Source organism: Legionella micdadei, from assembly GCF_000953635.1.
Classification (GTDB): Bacteria; Pseudomonadota; Gammaproteobacteria; order Legionellales; family Legionellaceae; genus Tatlockia; species Tatlockia micdadei.
This window is the reverse complement of sequence record NZ_LN614830.1, coordinates 615,667-633,238: the sequence shown is the minus strand read 5'-3', so window position 1 is coordinate 633,238 and position 17,572 is coordinate 615,667. Positions and strand designations below refer to the sequence as shown.

Below are 17,572 nucleotides of genomic sequence, written 5' to 3'. Positions count from 1 at the left end.
ATTGGCTTATCTAATCAACTCAAAAACAGACGCTTTGATTCCAATCTGGAAAAATCCTGGAAAAATGTGGAGTGGGATGTTCATGACTCTAGCAAAAGTATGGTAGATAGAATTACTGTTGAGTGAAGCTGATAACGGGATCTTAAACCCTCCTGGCGGGTAATCAAGATTTAACTCATTGATTGCTTCAACTGCTTTTAGCGCTTGCAACCAAAGCTGTACACAATCTTCCCCTTCGTACACCGTGTGATAAGCATGCAACGGTAATGCATAAGTACCTCTTTGCAAATGGTATCGTCTGGCAAAATTTGCATTATAAATCATGCAATGCGCTTTCAGGCTATGATCCCTCCTATATCCGATTGGGACTATTTCACCGGTCTTTCTTGAAGTCGCAAGACCATGTAACTGAGCCACAATTGAATTGCTTTCAATATCTCTTAAAACCCAAAAGTTATGAGTAAAGCGCTTTAGAAATGGAATCGGCAACTTAAACATCGCTGCCTGAATGCAGTATTTCGTCATAACAGCAAAACCCCTCCTCATTATCCTCATTATAGATCAAAGCCTGTTGGACAATAGACTCTTGCCTACCCAAATTTTTTGAATAAAAACAATAGGATTTGCTTTTTTTATACGGAAAGGTTAAAATATTACACGTTTTGTCCAGTCAGTTCCTCAAATGCAAGAAGCGCCGGATTATTTTGATTTTTCTCGATTGTCTTCGGATGAAATTGCCTGCCTGCTTAAAAAATATAACTTGCGACTCACCGTTGATGAAGCCCTCACGATCCAGAATACCCTTTTGAAACGTCCACCTACCTATGCTGAATGCGTCCTGTGGTCTATTCAAGGTTCTGAGCATTGTTCTTATAAAAGCAGCCGCAAACACTTAAATCAATTTATTACTAGTGCTCCTCATGTCATTCTTGGACCTAAAGAGGATGCTGGCATTGTAGCCGTAGCTACTGATAAACAAAATCGCCGTTATGGCATCGTCGTCAGCCACGAGTCGCATAATCATCCTTCACAGCTTGTACCCTATGAAGGGGCAGCAACCGGTGTAGGGGGTAATGTTCGTGATGTATGTTGTATGGGCGCTGAGGTGATCGCTGTGGCAGACAGCTTGCGTTTCGGTGATATCAATCGCCCCAAAACAAAATTGATACAGCAAGGGGTGGTTCGCGGTATTGCAGGGTACGCTAATCCACTTGGGATCCCTAACTTAGCAGGCGATACTTACTATGACGAAGCTTACAATGAAAATTGTTTGGTTACTGTGGTTACTCTTGGTGTCGTCAGAGAAGATCAGATTATCCATTCTTACGCGCCTGCAAATGCACAAGATTATCAATTTATTTTAGTGGGGAAACCAACTGACAATAGCGGTTTTGGTGGTGCTGCTTTTGCTTCGGCAACACTTAATGAAGAGGAGCAAGAGAAAAATAAGGGGGCGGTTCAAGAGCCTAATGCTTTTTTACAGCGGCATATCCTTAAAGCGAACTATGCCATGTTTGAATGGCTGCGCGAAAATAAATTAACGGATCGTGTTGGCTTTAAAGACTTAGGCGCAGGTGGGATTGCCTGTGCGAGTGTGGAGTTGGCTGAAGCAGCTGGCTATGGCGCAGAAATTAATCTCGACCTTGTCCCCACCAGTATGAAGAATTTATTGCCTGCGGTTGTTTTATGTTCTGAAACACAAGAACGATTCATGTGGATTGTTCCTCAAGATTTCACTGATTTATTCTTAAACCATTACAATAAGCGTTTTGCCTTACCTGAAATTTGTGATGGCGCCCAGGCCACGGTCATAGGTGAGTTGCGACACGATGGTTTATACGTTGTCAAAGCCAATGGTAAAGAAATTGTATCGGCTAGGGCAGAAGATATTACCAAAGGCATATTGTATGATCGCCCTTTCTGCGCTAAACAGCAAGTCAATACTGAACCGCCTGCCTTGGTTGTTGAAGACTACAATGAACTATTGCTGAAGCTCTTGGCTCACGAAAACATCGCTTCACGTTCACCTATTTATGAAACTTACGATAAACAAGTTCAAGGCCGCTCAGTGATTGAACCAGGATGGGCTGACGCAGGTGTCATAGCTCCATTCAATGAAGAGAAGTACCCCGAAGAAATTCGTCAGACTGGCGTTGCTTTATCTGTCGACCATAATCCTCGCTACAATAAAATAGATGCTTATTGGGGAGCAGTTAACGCCGTAATCGAATCCGTGCGTAATGTGGTTGCTGTTGGTGCTTGGCCGCTAGCACTAACCGATTGCTTGTGTTTTGGAAACCCAGAAAATCCAGTGCAAATGGGTGAATTTGTTGATTCCGTACGCGGCATTACTGATGCGTGTAAAGCAATTAGGATGCTCGATAATCCAGAAAGTAACCTGCCTATTATTTCGGGAAATGTATCCCTTTATAACGAATCAACGCAAGGTGCTATCCCGCCAAGCCCTATTATTAGCTGTGTTGGCGCAATGAGTGATTACACCAAAGCCATTCGCTATGATTTGAAAAAAACCAACTCTGTGTTGTTGATGCTTGGCGAGCGCAAAGATGAATGCGGTGGCAGTGTTTATTATCAACTTCACAATCAGCTTGGCAACCGACTACCTAAGCCTGATCTTGCAGCATTCACTAATGAAATCACCGCAGTGCATTTAGCGATGCAAAGGGGGTTGATTTTGTCTGCCCATGATATAGCGGAAGGTGGTATCGCGGTAACGCTGGCTGAAATGAGCTTTAAAAATAAGATTGGTGTTAATGTAACCATCCCCGGCGATTTACCTAACGATAAAAAGCTATTTTCTGAAAGCGGTGGCTATGTTCTTGAAGTTTCCCCGCACCAATTAGCGGCGGTCGAACAATTGCTCAATGAGTATTCTGTTTTCTTTAGAGCAATTGGTGAAACAATCGAAACTCCTCGGTTGATATTAAATTCTGTTATCAATTTGCCCATCAGTGCTGCGAATGCGGCTTGGGAAAAAGGTTTAGCTGGGAGACTGATCTAATGTCGAGTATTGATTATAAAGCTGCAGGCGTAGACGTTGAAGCCGGTAACGAAGCAGTTCGTCGTATAAAAAAAGCAGTGGAAACCACTTTTTCACCTCAAGTGCTTACCGGAATTGGTGGATTCGGTGCCATGTACGACATTAAAAATCTCATGCAAGAATATGAGCACCCAGTTCTTGTACAAAGTATCGATGGCGTTGGTACGAAAATGATGGTTGCCAAAATGATGCAGAAATTCGATACGATTGGTATCGATTTGGTGAGTGCAACAACAAATGACATCCTCGTCCTCGGAGCAAAACCACTCACACTTCTTGATTATATTGCCAACGATAAACTCAAACCGGAAATTATCGAGCAAATTGTAAGCGGGATCGTTGTTGCCTGTAAGGAGAATAATATCTCTCTTGTGGGCGGGGAAACTGCAGAAATGCCCGGTACTTATCTTCCTGGAGAAAACGATTTAGTCGGTGTCGTTACCGGTGTAGTAGAGAAAACAAAAGCCATCGAAGGAAAAAATATTGTTGAAGGGGATATTGTTGCTACTTTTCCATCCAGCGGGTTACACACCAATGGCTACTCTCTGGCTAGAAAACTCCTTTTCGAAGTAGCTGGGTACCGAGTTGAATCACAATTCCAAGACTTCACTCATAGTATTGGTGAAGAACTTCTCATCCCTCATCTCAACTACACCAATCCCGTTTTAAGTATTTTGAGCAAGAATATCCCGATCAAAGGCATGGCTCACATTACAGGTGGCGGCTTGCTCGAAAACCTACCTCGTGTATTACCAAAAAATTGCTCGGTTGAAATTCACAAAAAACAAATTCCTGAGCGCCCAATATTTAGTCTCTTGCGTAAGCTGGGTAACTTGAACGATGACCAAATGTACCGCACATTTAATATGGGTGCTGGATTAGTCCTTATTTTAGCGCCAGAAGCCCTATCCCCCATTCGTGAGGTTTTAACCCGCTTCCCGTCTTTCCCACTCTACGAGATTGGTCGAGTAATAAAAGGTGATCAACAGGTAAAATTGCTATGATACGAATCGGATTAATTCAATTTCCAGGCTCAAATTGCGAACGCGAAACAGCATTGGCAGTGAAACGCGCTGGGATGGAGCCCGTCGAATTTCTATGGAATGAACCTTTAGAAAAACTGCGTAGCCTAGATGGTTATATCATTGTGGGTGGCTTCTCCTATGAAGATCGTTCCCGGGCAGGGATTATTGCAGCACTTGATCCAGTTATTCAAGAAATCAAAGCACAAAGCGAAAAAAGAAAGCCAATACTCGGAATTTGTAATGGGGCTCAAATCCTTGTGGAATCAGGTTTGGTTCCCGGCCTTGAAAATCATCATCAGTCTATCGCACTGACTGAGAATAAGCGGATATTAGACGGCAAAATCGTAGGAACGGGGTTTTATAATTCCTGGGTGCATATGCGCCTATCAACAAATCACCAACACAACGCGTTCACACACTACCTCACGCCTGCGGATTTTATTTACCTCCCTATTGCCCATGCCGAAGGCCGCTTTCTCATGGATGAATCTTTGTTAGATACCATAGAGAAACAAGGCTTAAATCTTTTTCAATATTGTGATGCCGAAGGAAATATCATTAATAATTTCCCGATTAACCCTAACGGGTCGGCAGGTAATATTGCGGCGGTTAGCAATCAACAAGGCAATATCTTAGCTATGATGCCACACCCCGAGCGTACTCCTAATGGAGATGCTATTTTTACTTCGATGCGAGATTATATTGCCGACAATCGTAACCAAACGGGATACACAATCCATCAATCTAAAAACCCTATAAAACCTCAACATTTTGATAAAATCCCTGGTAGCCACCTTTGTCTAGTCAAATTAATTATTACAGACAACCAAGCTTTAACAGTACAAAAAACGTTAAGACGTTTAGGGTTTCCAGTCACAGTGAATCGCTTTGAACACTGGGAAATTGATTGCGATTCAGCAGAGGGTCTTAAAATACTGAACCAATCAGAGCTTTTATACTCACCCCGAAAGGAGCACGAAGTCCCTGCGACTGAATTTTGCACTAATAATGCTGTATCCATTTTGGTTCGCCCCAAAGAAGATCTTAAAGGCCAACAAACTCTACAAACCCTAAAAACCCACTACCTCGTACAACAGGTTAAACAAATTAAACATGGTGTTGTATGGCAATTTAAATCAGAGGACGCCGACCTCACTAGATTAATAGACGCAATTTTGTTAACTAGCATTATCGGGAATCCCTATGCTCATGAACACTACATCTACCAATCCAAATTATGAAAATAAAATCCGGGCTGCGATCCCCTTTTGCCTGAACCAAACCGATTTACCTATTGGCGATCAATATCGAGGGAAAGTGAGGGATTCTTACGATTTAGGCGAGCACATTTTGTTGATCACGACTGATCGACTCACCGCCTTCGATAGACATCTGGCGCTTATCCCCTACAAAGGCGCAGTGCTCAACTCAACGAGTGCTTGGTGGTTTGAGCAAACTGAAAACCTCGTGCCTAACCATATTGTCGCTGTCCCGGATCCTAATGTGGTTGTCGCTAAAAAATGCAGAGTTTTCCCCATTGAATTTGTGGTAAGAGGCTACATCAGCGGAACAACAAATACGTCGTTATGGACCCAGTACCAAAATGGTGTTCGCAAATATTGCGGCATAACCTTTCCTGATGGATTAAAAAAGAATCAAAAACTTGAACAACCTGTTTTAACTCCTACAACGAAAGAAAAAATCCACGATCGGCCTATTTCTCCAGCCGAAATCGTTTCTGAAGGTTGGATGGACGAAGCCGACTGGCTAGAAGCAAGTGCTCTAGCAATCAAATTATATCAACGTGGTGTAGAACTGGCTGAGGAACACGGTTTAATTTTAGTCGATACCAAGTATGAGTTTGGGCGTGATGCAAATGGAAAAATCGTTGTCGTGGATGAAATACACACGCCCGATTCAAGCCGTTATTGGCTAGCTGATAGTTATCGGGTCCGCATTGCTGAAGGCTTAGAGCCTGAGAACATTGATAAAGAATTTTTGCGGTTGTGGTTTGCTAAAAACTGTGATCCTTATCAAGATAAAGAATTACCCGAGGCGCCGCAAGATCTCGTCGTGGAGTTATCTTCACGCTACATTCAGCTTTATGAAAAAATTACAGGAAAGCAATTCAATTTTGCAGAGCATGATGAACCGGCGGAACAACGCATCGCCAGAAATATTGCAAACTTTTTAAGGTAATCAAAATGTGTGGGATAGTGGGTATTTACAGTCATGAACCGGTTGCTTTTGAGCTCTATGAGAGCCTCATCCATTTGCAACATCGTGGCCAGGACGCTGCTGGGATACTTACCTGTGATCAGCGCTTCTACACTAAACACGGTTTAGGGCTGGTTCAGGAAATTTTCACTCCTGAAAATATTTCATCCCTCAAGGGGAACATAGGCATCGGCCATGTCCGTTATCCTACCGCTGGCGGTTACTCGGAAGCTGATGTACAACCTTTATGGATAGGAAGTCCGCGGGGTATTGCCCTTGCCCATAACGGCAACATCGCCAATTACCCCGAATTAGCAGATGAAATTCGTTTAAAACAGCACCGGCATCTTAATTCCTCGCTTGATTCAGAAGCAGTTTTACTAATGCTTGCCGATCAATTATCAAATGCCCCTTATGGTAATGAAGAGGAGGAAATATTCTTCGAATCATTATGCCAAGGAGTTAACCGTATTTTTCAGCGAATGGAAGGCGCTTATTCCATCGTCTCAGTCATTATTGGCAAAGGGCTTGTTGCTTTTCGCGACCCTCATGGCATACGCCCACTCGTATGGGGGACACGCGAGAACTTAGACGGCACAATTGATACGATTTTTGCTTCCGAAACGACCCCATTTTATGCATTAGGCTTTAAGCCCCAAGGCGATATTCAGCCTGGTGAAGTCGCATATGTTGATCTTTCCGGTAAACTTCATCGCCGTATTGTTAAAAACGCTGAATTTAGACCTTGCGTTTTTGAGTATGTTTACTTCGCCCGCCCTGATGCAACGCTCAACAACGTCAGCGTTTACCGAGCCCGCTTACGTATGGGCCAAAATTTAGCCCAACAGTGGAAAACAAAATACCCGGATCTCATACCTGATGTCGTCATTCCAGCCCCCTCTACTGCGAACACGGCAGCGCTTTCCTTTGCCCATGAGTTGGGTGTTAGGTACTCTGAAGGGCTATATAAAAATCCTTTTATCGGCCGTACCTTTATTATGCCTAATCAGAAAACACGCAGCCGAAGCATTCGTTATAAATTAACCCCTCAGCGCACAGAAATTCAAAACAAGGTCGTCATGATTGTTGATGACAGTATCGTTCGTGGTACAACTTCACGTGAAATTGTGAAAATGGTGAGAGAGTTTGGGGCTAAAAAAATTTACTTCGCCTCAACTTCGCCAGCCCTGAAAAACCCTTGTTTTAGCGGCATCGATATCCCTTCTCGCAAAGAACTTATTGCGGCAAATCAAACTGAAGATGAAATTGCAGCCTACTTGGGCGTTGATGCATTAATGTATCAATCTCGCGAAAATTTGATTGAAGCTGTCACCCGACGCGGTCAACATCAAATTAAAAAGCCTTGTATGGCTTGCATGGACGGTGATTATTTTTGCAATAAAATAACTCTAGCAAGAATGCAGCAACTAGAGCAGCAGCGAGAAGCAGGCCGCCATTCCCCGCTTGAAAAAAATAAAGAGGACTTTGTTGAATGAAAATTCTTGTAATTGGTTCAGGCGCACGCGAACATGCAATAATTAAAGCTTTAAATCGGCCGCCGCAAGCAACTACATTGTATTGTTATGGTACAACACTCAATCCAGGCATTAAGCAATTAACAACAGACTACCGTGCAGGTGATATCACTGACTGCCCTGCAGTACTAGCCATGGCAAAATCATGGGGAATTGAATTGGCGATCATTGGACCTGAAGCACCACTTGAAAAAGGAATGGCAGATCGGCTATGGCAAGCCGGGATACCAACTATCGGCCCTAAAAAAGCACTAGCGCAAATTGAAACTTCTAAAGAGTTCGCGCGCGATCTGATGCAAAAATACCAAATCGCAGGATTACCCCTTTATCAAAAATTTGCAACCCTCGATAATGTCGAAGCTTTCCTTCATGAACTTGGCGATGGAAACTATGTCATCAAAGCAAACGGATTGATGGGAGGAAAAGGGGTTAAAGTCGCGGGAGAACACCTTCAATCCTTTGCAGAAGCAAAGGTTTTTTGTGAAGAAATTCTCGCCCAAAAACAAACGTTCATTATCGAAGAAAAACTAATTGGCCAAGAATTCTCTTTTATGTGCTTTGCAGATGGGAACCAATTGATCCCTATGCCGCTAGTACAAGACCATAAAAGAGCTTATAACGGTGATTTAGGTCCTAATACTGGCGGTATGGGAAGCTATTCCGATATGAATCACTCTTTGCCATTCTTAGTCCCTTATGAAGTTGACGAAGCATTTGCCATAAATAATGCCGTTTTCCATGCTTTATCAACTGAGTGCCGTGAAAAATACATCGGTATTTTATACGGCAGTTTTATTGCCACCAAAAAGGGCATTTATGTTATTGAATTCAATGCTCGGTTCGGTGATCCGGAAGCATTGAATGTTTTGTCCATTTTAGAATCTGATTTCCTAGCCATTTGTAAAGCGATGGTTGACGGCAACTTAACTCACGACAAAGTGAAATTTGCCAACCAAGCCACAGTGTGCAAATACGCCGTCCCAGAAGGCTACCCCGATAACCCAAAGAAAAATTTCCCGATTGATTTCTCCAATATAACCCGTCAATCTCATTTATATCTTGCGTCCGTTAACGAACTCGATCATCAAATACTCGCTGCTGGCTCACGCACAGCGGCCTATGTAGGTGTTGCTGATACCATTTTTGAAGCGGAAAGAGTTGCCGAAAAAGAAATTTCCCTGATACAAGGATCACTGTTTCACCGCGAAGATATTGGCACAAAACAATTAATTCAACAGCGCATAGAAAGCATGTCAAGGATAAGAGCCTCATGATACGCTTAGCAGTGTTAGGCTCAACGCGGGGCACTAATCTGAATGCCCTTGTTGAGGCAATTAGTAGGCACGAATTAGCCGCTACCATAGAAGTGGTTATGAGCAACAAGGCGGAGGCATTCATTTTAGAACGCGCTAAACTGTTTGGCATTAAGTCTCTGTTTGTTAATCCACAGGGATTAAGCCGTGAAAATTTTGATTGCCATCTGTCAAAAATACTGGGTGAACATAAGATTGAACTTATTGTTTTAATAGGATACATGCGCATCTTATCACCACAATTCGTTGAAGAGTGGAAGGATAAAATAATCAATATTCATCCGTCTCTTCTACCTGCTTATTCTGGATTAATGAACCTGGAAGTTCATCAAGCTGTTCTCGATGCCCACGAGACTGAAACAGGTTGCACTGTACATTTTGTAACTGAAGAAGTTGATGCAGGTCCTATTATCTTACAGAAAAAATGTGCCGTTTTGCCTGATGATACACCCGAAACTTTGCGCGACCGAGTACAATTACTAGAAGGGACAGCACTGGTTGAGGCTATAAAAAAAATATCTACTGAAAAAAATCTCATTGATAAAAATTAAAGCCACTCGGCTGGGTTCGTTTCATCTGACGAATGGTGATTCTAAAAAACAATATGCGTTTAAACAGAGACTTTATATGTCAAAAAACTTAGAACCCCAACTAATTCCAGCAACGGGCGATGATTATTCCACTATACAAAATCTTGCCCGTTTTTATGTCTATGATATGTCACGCTATTGTGGTTTTTTACCGGACTGGGAGTGTCCGGAGGATGGCTTGTATGAAGCGTATGATTTTAAAAGCTATTTTATTGAAAAAGACCGATACCCTTTCCTTATTCGAGTCAATAACGAATTAGCTGGTTTTGTTTTAGTAAATAAAGTTGGCTTTATACCAGACATCGATTGGAATGTGGGAGAGTTTTTTATCACCGCAAAATTTCAACACCGCGGAATCGGGCAAAAGATTGCCCAACAATTATGGCAACGCTATCCTGGCAAATGGCAAGTTTCTGTTCTTCCGCAAAATGAAAGCGGCTTACAATTTTGGCGAAAAACAATTAACAAATTTACAAAAAACCAATTTAATGAAACAACTAAAAAAGTGGCCTATGATGCTAATAATCCTCGCATAATTTTTAGTTTTACCACCTAAATTAACGCTAGGTAATAAGAAAGAGTTGTTGCGCCATCTTAAAAAAGGCTATATTTTAAAACGAGTTCATTTAAGGATTATAAGATTTTTTTTAACAAATCAGACCCACTATGTTGAATTTGGTGCAAAATGTATTATTTAATCACATATTGCGAGAAAACATGGCAATAAACGCAGCATAGATAATTAAGTGAGTAGGAATTTGGTATGTTTTATCGCAATATGCGGCAAATATGGCGAACCCCTATAGCGACTATTCTCTTACGATTTATTTAATCGGATTTTTCACAAATGATGACACTCCTGTATCTATTGTATTGGCTCATTGGTTTGCAAATTGTTTTTAAACCCAACCGCTTTTTAAAACCTCAATTCTTATTTTGCCTGCTGCTTACCTTATTTTGGTTTGATTTTCATGGGGATTTGCTGGGATATGAATAACCAAAATAAAATTCACTACTGGGGAAATTGTTTAGGATTACTCGGTGTTTGTATAGTCCTCATGTTTGCCTTTTATCAGCAATTAATCACTTACCAATTACCTTGCCCTCTCTGCTTATTACAGCGTGTCTGTTTTATTGGGGTTGGGCTCTGCTTAAGCATGAATTTAAAATTCGGTATTAAAATTTCTCATTATGGCCTCATGATTCTATCCGCCTTGTTGGGGCTTGCCATTGCCTTGCGACAGGTATTTTTGCATGTTTCACCAGGCGATTTAGGCTACGGTTCGCCTCTACTTGGCATATACCTCTATACTTGGGCTGCAATCGGCTTTGGTATTGTGATTGGTTTAATTGCTATTGCCCTCTTGCTTGAGCGGGAGTTTACAAAGAAAAGCCCCATACCAAGCTACTGGCACTATTTATTAATATGCTTTTTTCTTATCTTGATTCTTGCTAATGGAATCAGTACATTTTTAGAGTGTGGCCCCTTTATATGCAAAGACAATCCAATACATTACTATCTATTGGATTCTACAGGTTAGGAAATAACAATGCGCTTGCTCATTTTTTCTTTTGTTCTTTTATGCTCTTTACACGTAAAAGCTGACACCATCGATAATTACATGAATATTTCCAATAATATTCCGCAGATGGAAATGAAAGCCGATGCACAATCTCAAGCTTGGGCGAGATCCGCGCGTAACGTGTTAATTATAACTAGCGAGAGCATTGCTGAAACTCTAACCCAAGCCAACGAACTTGCCAAAAGCCAAGGAAGGCCGCTATTTTGCCTTCCGTCTAACGTCAACTTGGATGCAGCAACACTCAATTCGCTTATTCTTAAGACTTATAAAGAGATCCCTAGTCAACAAAGTGATAAAGATAAAATGACCGTTTCTCAAATCGCTTGGCTTGGTGTAACCAAAACTTATCCTTGCCAACAAGATAAACCATCCGTGCAAATGCAGCATATGAGTGAATTGTTAAAGCACTAATTAATAGCAAGCGAAGGAACAAATTGTAAAATTTTTGACATTCCTATGGTTTCTTGTTAAAGTAACTCAAGTAGGCTCTCTCCCCCAATCCACCATGGCTACTTTACTGCAGTTCATACAAAACCATCTCCCTATTGGCTTGGATGACAAATTTACAGAGGATAATGAAACTCTAACCGCAGAAGAAGCGCTAAATCGGGCATTTAACAAACTCTCTTTTGCTTTAAAGCCTTCGGACTATATTGAGACACCCGTGTTGTTTAGCGCCGATTCTTTTGATGAAACCCTGCTGTCCATTCCTTCTATGAACCCTCAAACGGATAAGTTCGCAGAGCAAATAATCTTAAATCTAGGTACGCCGCACGCCAAAATTTGCCACATGCGGCATTATGCCACTGAGAGAGGTTCGCACTGGCATGCTATGTTTGCACAACTTGACGCAACCGGTAATCTGCATAAAATCATCATGACAGACTCAAGGACATTGGCTTCCCAAGGGATTACCTCCTCTAGAGATATTCAGCTAAATCCATTTTTAAACGACAACAGAGAAAAAATTGAGTTCATTCCAGGATTACAGCAACCGACTAGGACGCCTATCTGTTGGATGCATTCTTTAGCCAATTTAGCCGCGCTTGCTACAACTGGAAAAATCTATGAGCGACGACAACTGGGTAATTTTGGAGAAGAGTTAAGTAACCTGATACAAGGAGAACTTCCGTTAGCCACTGAACCCAAAAGCAGCTCAGAGAAACCAATTAGACGAGTGAGCAATACCACCTTTTTTTATGAACCACCGAAAAACCTCCCAAACACCACAGAAGATGAAACCCCACTTTTCGAAGATAAGCCTGTTTCATCACAAGACAAAAGTTGTACATCCTCAAATATAACTGGAGGAAGTTTATTGTTATTTGGAGCAGGAACTATTTTAGCCGGCGGCATAATCTTAGCAGCTGCTTTACCAATTAGCCTGCCTCTCGGAATTCCTCTAATCGTATTTGGCCTAATTCTAGCGCTAGCGGGAGCCTTAGTATTGGTTGCTGGCTGTACCAAGAAAGATGAGGCAACGGAAGAAACCGTTGCTACATTCAATTACTAACCTTGGATAACGGTCACTTTATACAGCCCCTATGCGCCCCGCTTTTATACAAGGTACTTCTATTAAAAGTAATTCAATATCGGTAGGTTCCTGTTTTTAAAAACAAAAATCCAGGGTTTTACGTAGGGGCACAATTTTTTGGATATAAATCAGGCGGGATACCTGTTTAAGCACTAAACTCTTCGAATGCTTCCAAAGCTTCCGCAGCATACATTAGAGAAGGGCCACCACCCATATAAACAGCCATTGCTAAGGTTTCCATTAATTCTTCACGGCTAGCTTGTAGTTTGACTAAAGTTTGAGAGTGAAAACCAATACAACCTGGGCAATGATTTGCAACAGCTAAAGCGATAGCGATGAGTTCTTTCGTTTTTTTATCAAGCACACCGTCTTTTGTAGCAGCCTGGGCCAGTGAGGAAAATCCTGCCATCACTTCGGGCATTTCTTTGCGCATTTTCGCCAATTGTGTGCTGATCCCTTTAGTTACTTCATTGAATTTGTTAGACATTAGTCGACTCCCTTGGTGTAATATTCATAGGAGTTTATATCATGAAATTATCTTAAGCTGTAGAGTTTACCCATCATGCGATTTTTTGCACACCGATGCTTAATTAGGTTCGAAAGAACTTGTTGCCGATAAATGGTTATCCTCTTCATCAATTGAATTGCATCGATAAAATAAAATTGACCTAATCTTGGCAATCCTAAACTTTTTTTCGGATTCACCAGATTCAGATCTCCAATCCCGATGGATTTCAGGGGGTTTAAAAACCTGAGGTTTTTTGGGCGGCTCAACCTCTCTCGTTGATTTATCTAAATTCATTTCCAGATCGAAATTATGGTTAATTCCTTTAAAATTTTTGTAAATTTGGATTTTCCTATTTTTCTCGATGTTTGCATGAACAGAGATCACCGCGCCACAGATCCCTAAAAAAAGCGCTGCAGCAAGAACAGCGGCACCCACAAATGGGATAGCGCTTAAACTGATCATCAAACCCAGGCCAGAAAAAACGCCTATCACGCCAGCACTGCATCCCGCAACAGCCCCGAATACGCCGACAAAGTTAAGAAAGGCTCCATCCAAAAGTTCACCCATTGGAAGTGCTTTAACGCGTTCATTGAAATCAGATGAATTGATAAAAGCCTTAATTATTTTTTTTAGCTTTTCGTTCTTTTTTATTGGACTATGGTGATGATAATTGAGAAGAAACTTTGCTGAATTCCCCCGTACAAATTCAATGAACTGCACTTGGATGGATGTCCTATTACTTGTTTCCTCCCGATCAAGATTACTGCTATTAAGGTAATCAGGAAAATTGAGTGAAGTATCTTCTTCTAAATAACAGTTGTATAACCTGTCAATAAAGCCGGATAAATTTTTATGCAACTTATCATTTAATTGAGCTTCTTCAGCCTTACTTTTTTTATAGGAGAGGTAAAAAACGCGAAGACCGACTAGGAGGAATAATCCGCAGCAAACAGAGCCAAGGCCAGCCATGGCTGCCCCGCCTATGCCCAAACTTAAGGCAGAGGAAAGAATACCAAACAAAGGCCAAGCTACTCCTGCACCAGTACCAACAGCGTCAAATACAGGTTTAAATACAGACATACTTCTCTTAAATCAGCTCAGGAATTAATTCTTTACAATGCTTCATGACACGCTGGTCTTCGGGAGGTAAAGTCATGTAATCTCCGTAAAGATCTTTCAGCATGAGATCGAATCGATTCGGAATATTAAATTCTCTCGTTTCAAAACGTGCCCGTTTTAGCGGGAAAATATCTGTACGAGCTACAAGGTTACTATTCACACATTGATACCCCGTACCCAGATAAGGGCTACCGCTCGTATTTGCTTTATGAATAATGCGTTGTAACGCTCTTTCTAACATTTGTTTAGAGAACAAAGGCTCCAAAAGTTGATAGAGCCTTGCGCCATGCCCTGCCTCTACCGCACTGTATTTAGGGCGTAACAGCCGCAATATCTTTTTCGCTAAGACTTTATAAAGTTTGCGTTGAAAAGGGGACACAGGGAGGCTGTCATAAACAAAAACATCAATGAATATACCCTGCTGATAAGGTTCATTGCCCTGCTCATGCGCTTCAACAAAACGGCTATTTCGATCCCTTATCTTTAACGGCACTGATAAATTAAAAAAACCAGGATCTGTTTGTGCGGTTTGCAGCCACATATTGGCTGGAATTTCCGCAGGCGCCACACGGAGAAAATGCTCATAACTCGCACGTGGCATAGAAATATCGAGATCATCATCCCATGGGATAAATCCTTGATGGCGGACAGCACCTAGAAGCGACCCACCATCGAGCCAGTAATCAATTTTGTGCTTTAAACAAATTTCATCAACAACCTCCAGCATATTAAGCATCTTTAACTGGGCTTGCCTTAGCCGGCCATCTTGTTGCGCCAGGGCTATAAAATTAGGTTGATTTTGAATCACAATAATCCTTTTATTCTAGGGTCTATTGGCGATTGATCCTGGATCTATCCCCGAATTCTAACTTTTTTGGTTTATGATGTCGAATTGATTCAATATTAAATGAACAAAGTGGATTGTCAAAAATCGAATAGAAACAAATTGTTTCATAACAAAATGAAAATGATTCCTCTGGTAGTGACTTCATGATATAAAATGCAACCTTATCTTATTGCAGTTTATCCACGGAGGAAGACGAGATGCCAACTTATCTGAAAGCAACCTATCATATTAAATCAACAAAAATTAAAGAGGCTGCGGACGCACTAGTAATTGGTCAATCCATAGGTAACCCCTACCTGCGTTCGAAATATGAAACCCCAGAAATGCTTGAAAGATACTCAGCTCGCGTAACAAACATTACTGAGCTTCCTGACGGCCAGTTCGAAGTCGAAACTATCTTTCCCTTGGATCTCTTTACTCCGAACTCATTCACCCACCTCCTGACTGTGGTCATGGGCGGTCAAATGGATATCGACCTAATCAAAGGTTGTCGCTTAGTAAGCCTAGATATCCCTGAACAATTGATCAAATCTTTCCCTGGTCCTAAATTAGGTATCCAAGGAATTCGCGATAAAATTTCTGTGTATGGAAGACCGCTGATTGGTGGCATTGTTAAACCTAAAACTGGGTTATCCATCGATATGCTTTGTCGAATGGTCGAAGCAATGGTCGAGGGTGGAATCGATTTTATCAAAGAAGACGAGATTTTAGGCGAAATAGAAGGTGCGCACGTATTACAACGAATTGAAGCGGTGAATCGCGTGTTAGAAGGTGCGAAGGTCATTTACGCGCCTGCAATCAATATCCCAATCGCGCAATATGGGGAAGTCGCAGCAGCCTTAAATGAAAGTAAAAACATCTATGGCTATCATCTGAATGTATGGGCAGGTCTTGATGCATTTGCTTATCTTTCATCACTTGCCAATAAAGTCTCTTTCTATCAAAAATCGGGCGATGGGGTCATCACAAAAAGCGGTTATTCAATTGCCTTTGATGTATGGTGCTTGCTTGCTCGCCTTGCAGGGGCTGATATGATCCATATTGGTATGATGGGCGGCTATTTGGATGAAAGCAAAGAGGTATTGCAAAAGCGTTTAGATGCGTTACAAAATCCTTGTTATGGCCATAAAGGGACTATTCCAAGCTTTAGCTGCGGCGCTACACCGGCACATGTACCTATCCTTCATCAAGCCTTTGGCAATGATATTATGATTTCTGCAGGCGGTTCGATTCATTCGCATAAAGACGGCACAACAGCAGGGGTAAAAGAGTTTCGCCTTATGGCAGACCGCTGTGCCGCAAGTGAATTAAGTGTGGAAATTTAGGAATGCCGAAATCACAATATACTGGTCAATTAAGCCGTCGGTTTAACTTTTATTATGGAGTAATAGCTCGCATGGGGGTTGCATGCGAATAGTTGTTATACCGATGGCAGGATTCGGGACACGGTTTCTTGAAATATACCCTGATAAAAAGCTTACCCCAGTTCCTCCGAACAATGAACCAATGTTCATTCATGCCATTCACAAATTGGGATTTTCGTACGATAAAATTATCTTAATAACCCGTGAGGCCGAATCTATTCAGCCAGTCCTTATGGATTATCCTCTTATTGCCAGCCGCGCAACGATTGTTGCCACTCACAATGAGACTAAAGGCCCATTAGATACTGTAATGTATGCAAAATCGACTTTACTTGAAAATTTAGGTGCTGAGTTAGTCATTTGCAACTGTGATCAAGTCCTTGTTTGGCCAGGGAACTGGGCACTATCCTGGCTAAAAGATCGTGGGGCTGTTGGAGGGATACCCACCATTGAAAGGAAAAGCCAGCGCCATTCATATGCCGAAATTGATGAAAAATTTCCCTGCAAAATCACCCGGGTAAGAGAAAAGGAAAGAATTTCCAATCGTGCAACAATAGGGGTTTATTGGTTCGGAACGATTGCTGACTTTTTGCCTGCTGCAGAAAAAGTATTTATGAATAAAGATGTTGCACCAAATGGTGAATATTACGTGTCCCACGTATACAATTATCTTGACGGACTAATCCTTGAATACCCATTGTGTGAATTTTGGTCACTTGGTGAGCCTGACAATTTCAATAAATACATCAGCAAAAATTACCTACTGGGCGAAGACATCTAGTGTAATAGCCCTTCCTAATTCATTTGTTAGCCCTCTGCCGGATCTTGAATTTGAATGATAGATCAAGTTCCCTATGTTGGATTCGGCACAAAGTA

Annotated in this window: 18 protein-coding genes; 14 read left to right on the top strand and 4 right to left on the bottom strand. The window is 41.7% G+C overall.

Annotated elements, in window-relative coordinates:
• Window positions 1-6: 6 nt before the first annotated feature.
• Window positions 7-525 (bottom strand): hypothetical protein, encoded by a 519-nt coding sequence (locus tag LMI_RS02910; protein WP_045098462.1) that lies wholly within the window; start codon window positions 523-525, stop codon window positions 7-9.
• 157 nt (window positions 526-682) lie between these two features.
• Between LMI_RS02910 and purL the strand changes: the two genes are divergently transcribed.
• From purL to LMI_RS02855, 12 genes are all read left to right on the top strand, one after another.
• Complete coding sequence (gene purL, locus LMI_RS02905) at window positions 683-3,022, top strand: phosphoribosylformylglycinamidine synthase subunit PurL (RefSeq protein WP_045098461.1); 2,340 nt, start codon at window positions 683-685, stop codon at window positions 3,020-3,022.
• Entirely contained in the window at window positions 3,022-4,065 is a 1,044-nt protein-coding gene (purM, locus tag LMI_RS02900) for a phosphoribosylformylglycinamidine cyclo-ligase (protein WP_045098460.1), read from the top strand. The genes purL and purM overlap by 1 nt, the downstream gene beginning before the upstream one ends.
• Window positions 4,062-5,327, top strand: coding sequence for a phosphoribosylformylglycinamidine synthase I (gene purQ / locus LMI_RS02895; RefSeq protein ID WP_045098459.1), 1,266 nt, complete (start codon window positions 4,062-4,064; stop codon window positions 5,325-5,327). Before purM ends, purQ begins: the two co-directional genes overlap by 4 nt.
• Window positions 5,290-6,285, top strand: coding sequence for a phosphoribosylaminoimidazolesuccinocarboxamide synthase (locus LMI_RS02890; protein ID WP_045098458.1), 996 nt, complete (start codon window positions 5,290-5,292; stop codon window positions 6,283-6,285). Before purQ ends, LMI_RS02890 begins: the two co-directional genes overlap by 38 nt.
• Before the next feature lie 5 nt (window positions 6,286-6,290).
• Window positions 6,291-7,799 (top strand): amidophosphoribosyltransferase, encoded by a 1,509-nt coding sequence (gene purF / locus LMI_RS02885; RefSeq protein WP_045098457.1) that lies wholly within the window; start codon window positions 6,291-6,293, stop codon window positions 7,797-7,799.
• Complete coding sequence (purD, locus tag LMI_RS02880; protein ID WP_045098456.1) at window positions 7,796-9,112, top strand: phosphoribosylamine--glycine ligase; 1,317 nt, start codon at window positions 7,796-7,798, stop codon at window positions 9,110-9,112. Before purF ends, purD begins: the two co-directional genes overlap by 4 nt.
• On the top strand, window positions 9,109-9,702 hold the full coding sequence (gene purN / locus LMI_RS02875) for a phosphoribosylglycinamide formyltransferase (protein ID WP_045098455.1): 594 nt from the start codon (window positions 9,109-9,111) through the stop codon (window positions 9,700-9,702). The genes purD and purN overlap by 4 nt, the downstream gene beginning before the upstream one ends.
• Before the next feature lie 76 nt (window positions 9,703-9,778).
• Complete coding sequence (locus tag LMI_RS02870; RefSeq protein WP_045098454.1) at window positions 9,779-10,297, top strand: GNAT family N-acetyltransferase; 519 nt, start codon at window positions 9,779-9,781, stop codon at window positions 10,295-10,297.
• Window positions 10,298-10,588: 291 nt separating this feature from the next.
• On the top strand, window positions 10,589-10,738 hold the full coding sequence (locus LMI_RS15790) for a DUF5993 family protein (protein ID WP_217423724.1): 150 nt from the start codon (window positions 10,589-10,591) through the stop codon (window positions 10,736-10,738).
• On the top strand, window positions 10,731-11,282 hold the full coding sequence (locus tag LMI_RS02865; protein ID WP_045098453.1) for a disulfide bond formation protein B: 552 nt from the start codon (window positions 10,731-10,733) through the stop codon (window positions 11,280-11,282). The genes LMI_RS15790 and LMI_RS02865 overlap by 8 nt, the downstream gene beginning before the upstream one ends.
• 9 nt (window positions 11,283-11,291) lie before the next feature.
• Complete coding sequence (locus tag LMI_RS02860; RefSeq protein WP_045098452.1) at window positions 11,292-11,735, top strand: hypothetical protein; 444 nt, start codon at window positions 11,292-11,294, stop codon at window positions 11,733-11,735.
• Window positions 11,736-11,829: 94 nt separating this feature from the next.
• The gene (locus LMI_RS02855; protein ID WP_045098451.1) at window positions 11,830-12,837 is read left to right on the top strand and encodes a phage holin family protein; all 1,008 of its coding nucleotides are present in this window, start codon (window positions 11,830-11,832) and stop codon (window positions 12,835-12,837) included.
• Window positions 12,838-13,003: 166 nt separating this feature from the next.
• Here LMI_RS02855 and LMI_RS02850 read toward each other — a convergent pair whose 3' ends face one another.
• The 3 genes from LMI_RS02850 to LMI_RS02840 all read right to left on the bottom strand — a co-directional run bounded on the left by LMI_RS02850 (window position 13,004) and on the right by LMI_RS02840 (window position 15,293).
• A complete protein-coding gene (locus LMI_RS02850) occupies window positions 13,004-13,345 on the bottom strand; it encodes a carboxymuconolactone decarboxylase family protein (protein ID WP_045098450.1) in 342 nt (113 codons plus the stop codon).
• A 99-nt stretch (window positions 13,346-13,444) separates the two neighbouring features.
• A complete protein-coding gene (locus tag LMI_RS02845) occupies window positions 13,445-14,446 on the bottom strand; it encodes a hypothetical protein (RefSeq protein WP_045098449.1) in 1,002 nt (333 codons plus the stop codon).
• Window positions 14,447-14,453: 7 nt separating this feature from the next.
• Window positions 14,454-15,293, bottom strand: a complete 840-nt coding sequence (locus LMI_RS02840) for a LicD family protein (protein ID WP_231852211.1) — start codon at window positions 15,291-15,293, stop codon at window positions 14,454-14,456.
• Between the two features lie 236 nt (window positions 15,294-15,529).
• Here LMI_RS02840 and LMI_RS02835 point away from each other — a divergent pair, with 236 nt between their 5' ends.
• On the top strand, window positions 15,530-16,657 hold the full coding sequence (locus LMI_RS02835) for a RuBisCO large subunit C-terminal-like domain-containing protein (protein ID WP_045098447.1): 1,128 nt from the start codon (window positions 15,530-15,532) through the stop codon (window positions 16,655-16,657).
• Window positions 16,658-16,739: 82 nt separating this feature from the next.
• Window positions 16,740-17,477, top strand: coding sequence for a glycosyltransferase family protein (locus LMI_RS02830; protein WP_058393265.1), 738 nt, complete (start codon window positions 16,740-16,742; stop codon window positions 17,475-17,477).
• Window positions 17,478-17,572 lie beyond the last annotated feature (95 nt).

Coding starts and splice junctions, on each gene's coding strand:
- purM (WP_045098460.1), top strand. CDS start 3,022: ATGTCGAGTATTGATTATAAAGCTGCAGGCGTAGACGTTGAAGCCGGT.
- LMI_RS02910 (WP_045098462.1), bottom strand. CDS start 525: ATGACGAAATACTGCATTCAGGCAGCGATGTTTAAGTTGCCGATTCCA.
- purF (WP_045098457.1), top strand. CDS start 6,291: ATGTGTGGGATAGTGGGTATTTACAGTCATGAACCGGTTGCTTTTGAG.
- LMI_RS02855 (WP_045098451.1), top strand. CDS start 11,830: ATGGCTACTTTACTGCAGTTCATACAAAACCATCTCCCTATTGGCTTG.
- LMI_RS15790 (WP_217423724.1), top strand. CDS start 10,589: ATGATGACACTCCTGTATCTATTGTATTGGCTCATTGGTTTGCAAATT.
- LMI_RS02860 (WP_045098452.1), top strand. CDS start 11,292: ATGCGCTTGCTCATTTTTTCTTTTGTTCTTTTATGCTCTTTACACGTA.
- purQ (WP_045098459.1), top strand. CDS start 4,062: ATGATACGAATCGGATTAATTCAATTTCCAGGCTCAAATTGCGAACGC.
- LMI_RS02845 (WP_045098449.1), bottom strand. CDS start 14,446: ATGTCTGTATTTAAACCTGTATTTGACGCTGTTGGTACTGGTGCAGGA.
- LMI_RS02830 (WP_058393265.1), top strand. CDS start 16,740: ATGCGAATAGTTGTTATACCGATGGCAGGATTCGGGACACGGTTTCTT.
- purD (WP_045098456.1), top strand. CDS start 7,796: ATGAAAATTCTTGTAATTGGTTCAGGCGCACGCGAACATGCAATAATT.
- LMI_RS02865 (WP_045098453.1), top strand. CDS start 10,731: ATGAATAACCAAAATAAAATTCACTACTGGGGAAATTGTTTAGGATTA.
- LMI_RS02870 (WP_045098454.1), top strand. CDS start 9,779: ATGTCAAAAAACTTAGAACCCCAACTAATTCCAGCAACGGGCGATGAT.
- LMI_RS02835 (WP_045098447.1), top strand. CDS start 15,530: ATGCCAACTTATCTGAAAGCAACCTATCATATTAAATCAACAAAAATT.
- purN (WP_045098455.1), top strand. CDS start 9,109: ATGATACGCTTAGCAGTGTTAGGCTCAACGCGGGGCACTAATCTGAAT.
- purL (WP_045098461.1), top strand. CDS start 683: ATGCAAGAAGCGCCGGATTATTTTGATTTTTCTCGATTGTCTTCGGAT.
- LMI_RS02850 (WP_045098450.1), bottom strand. CDS start 13,345: ATGTCTAACAAATTCAATGAAGTAACTAAAGGGATCAGCACACAATTG.
- LMI_RS02890 (WP_045098458.1), top strand. CDS start 5,290: ATGCTCATGAACACTACATCTACCAATCCAAATTATGAAAATAAAATC.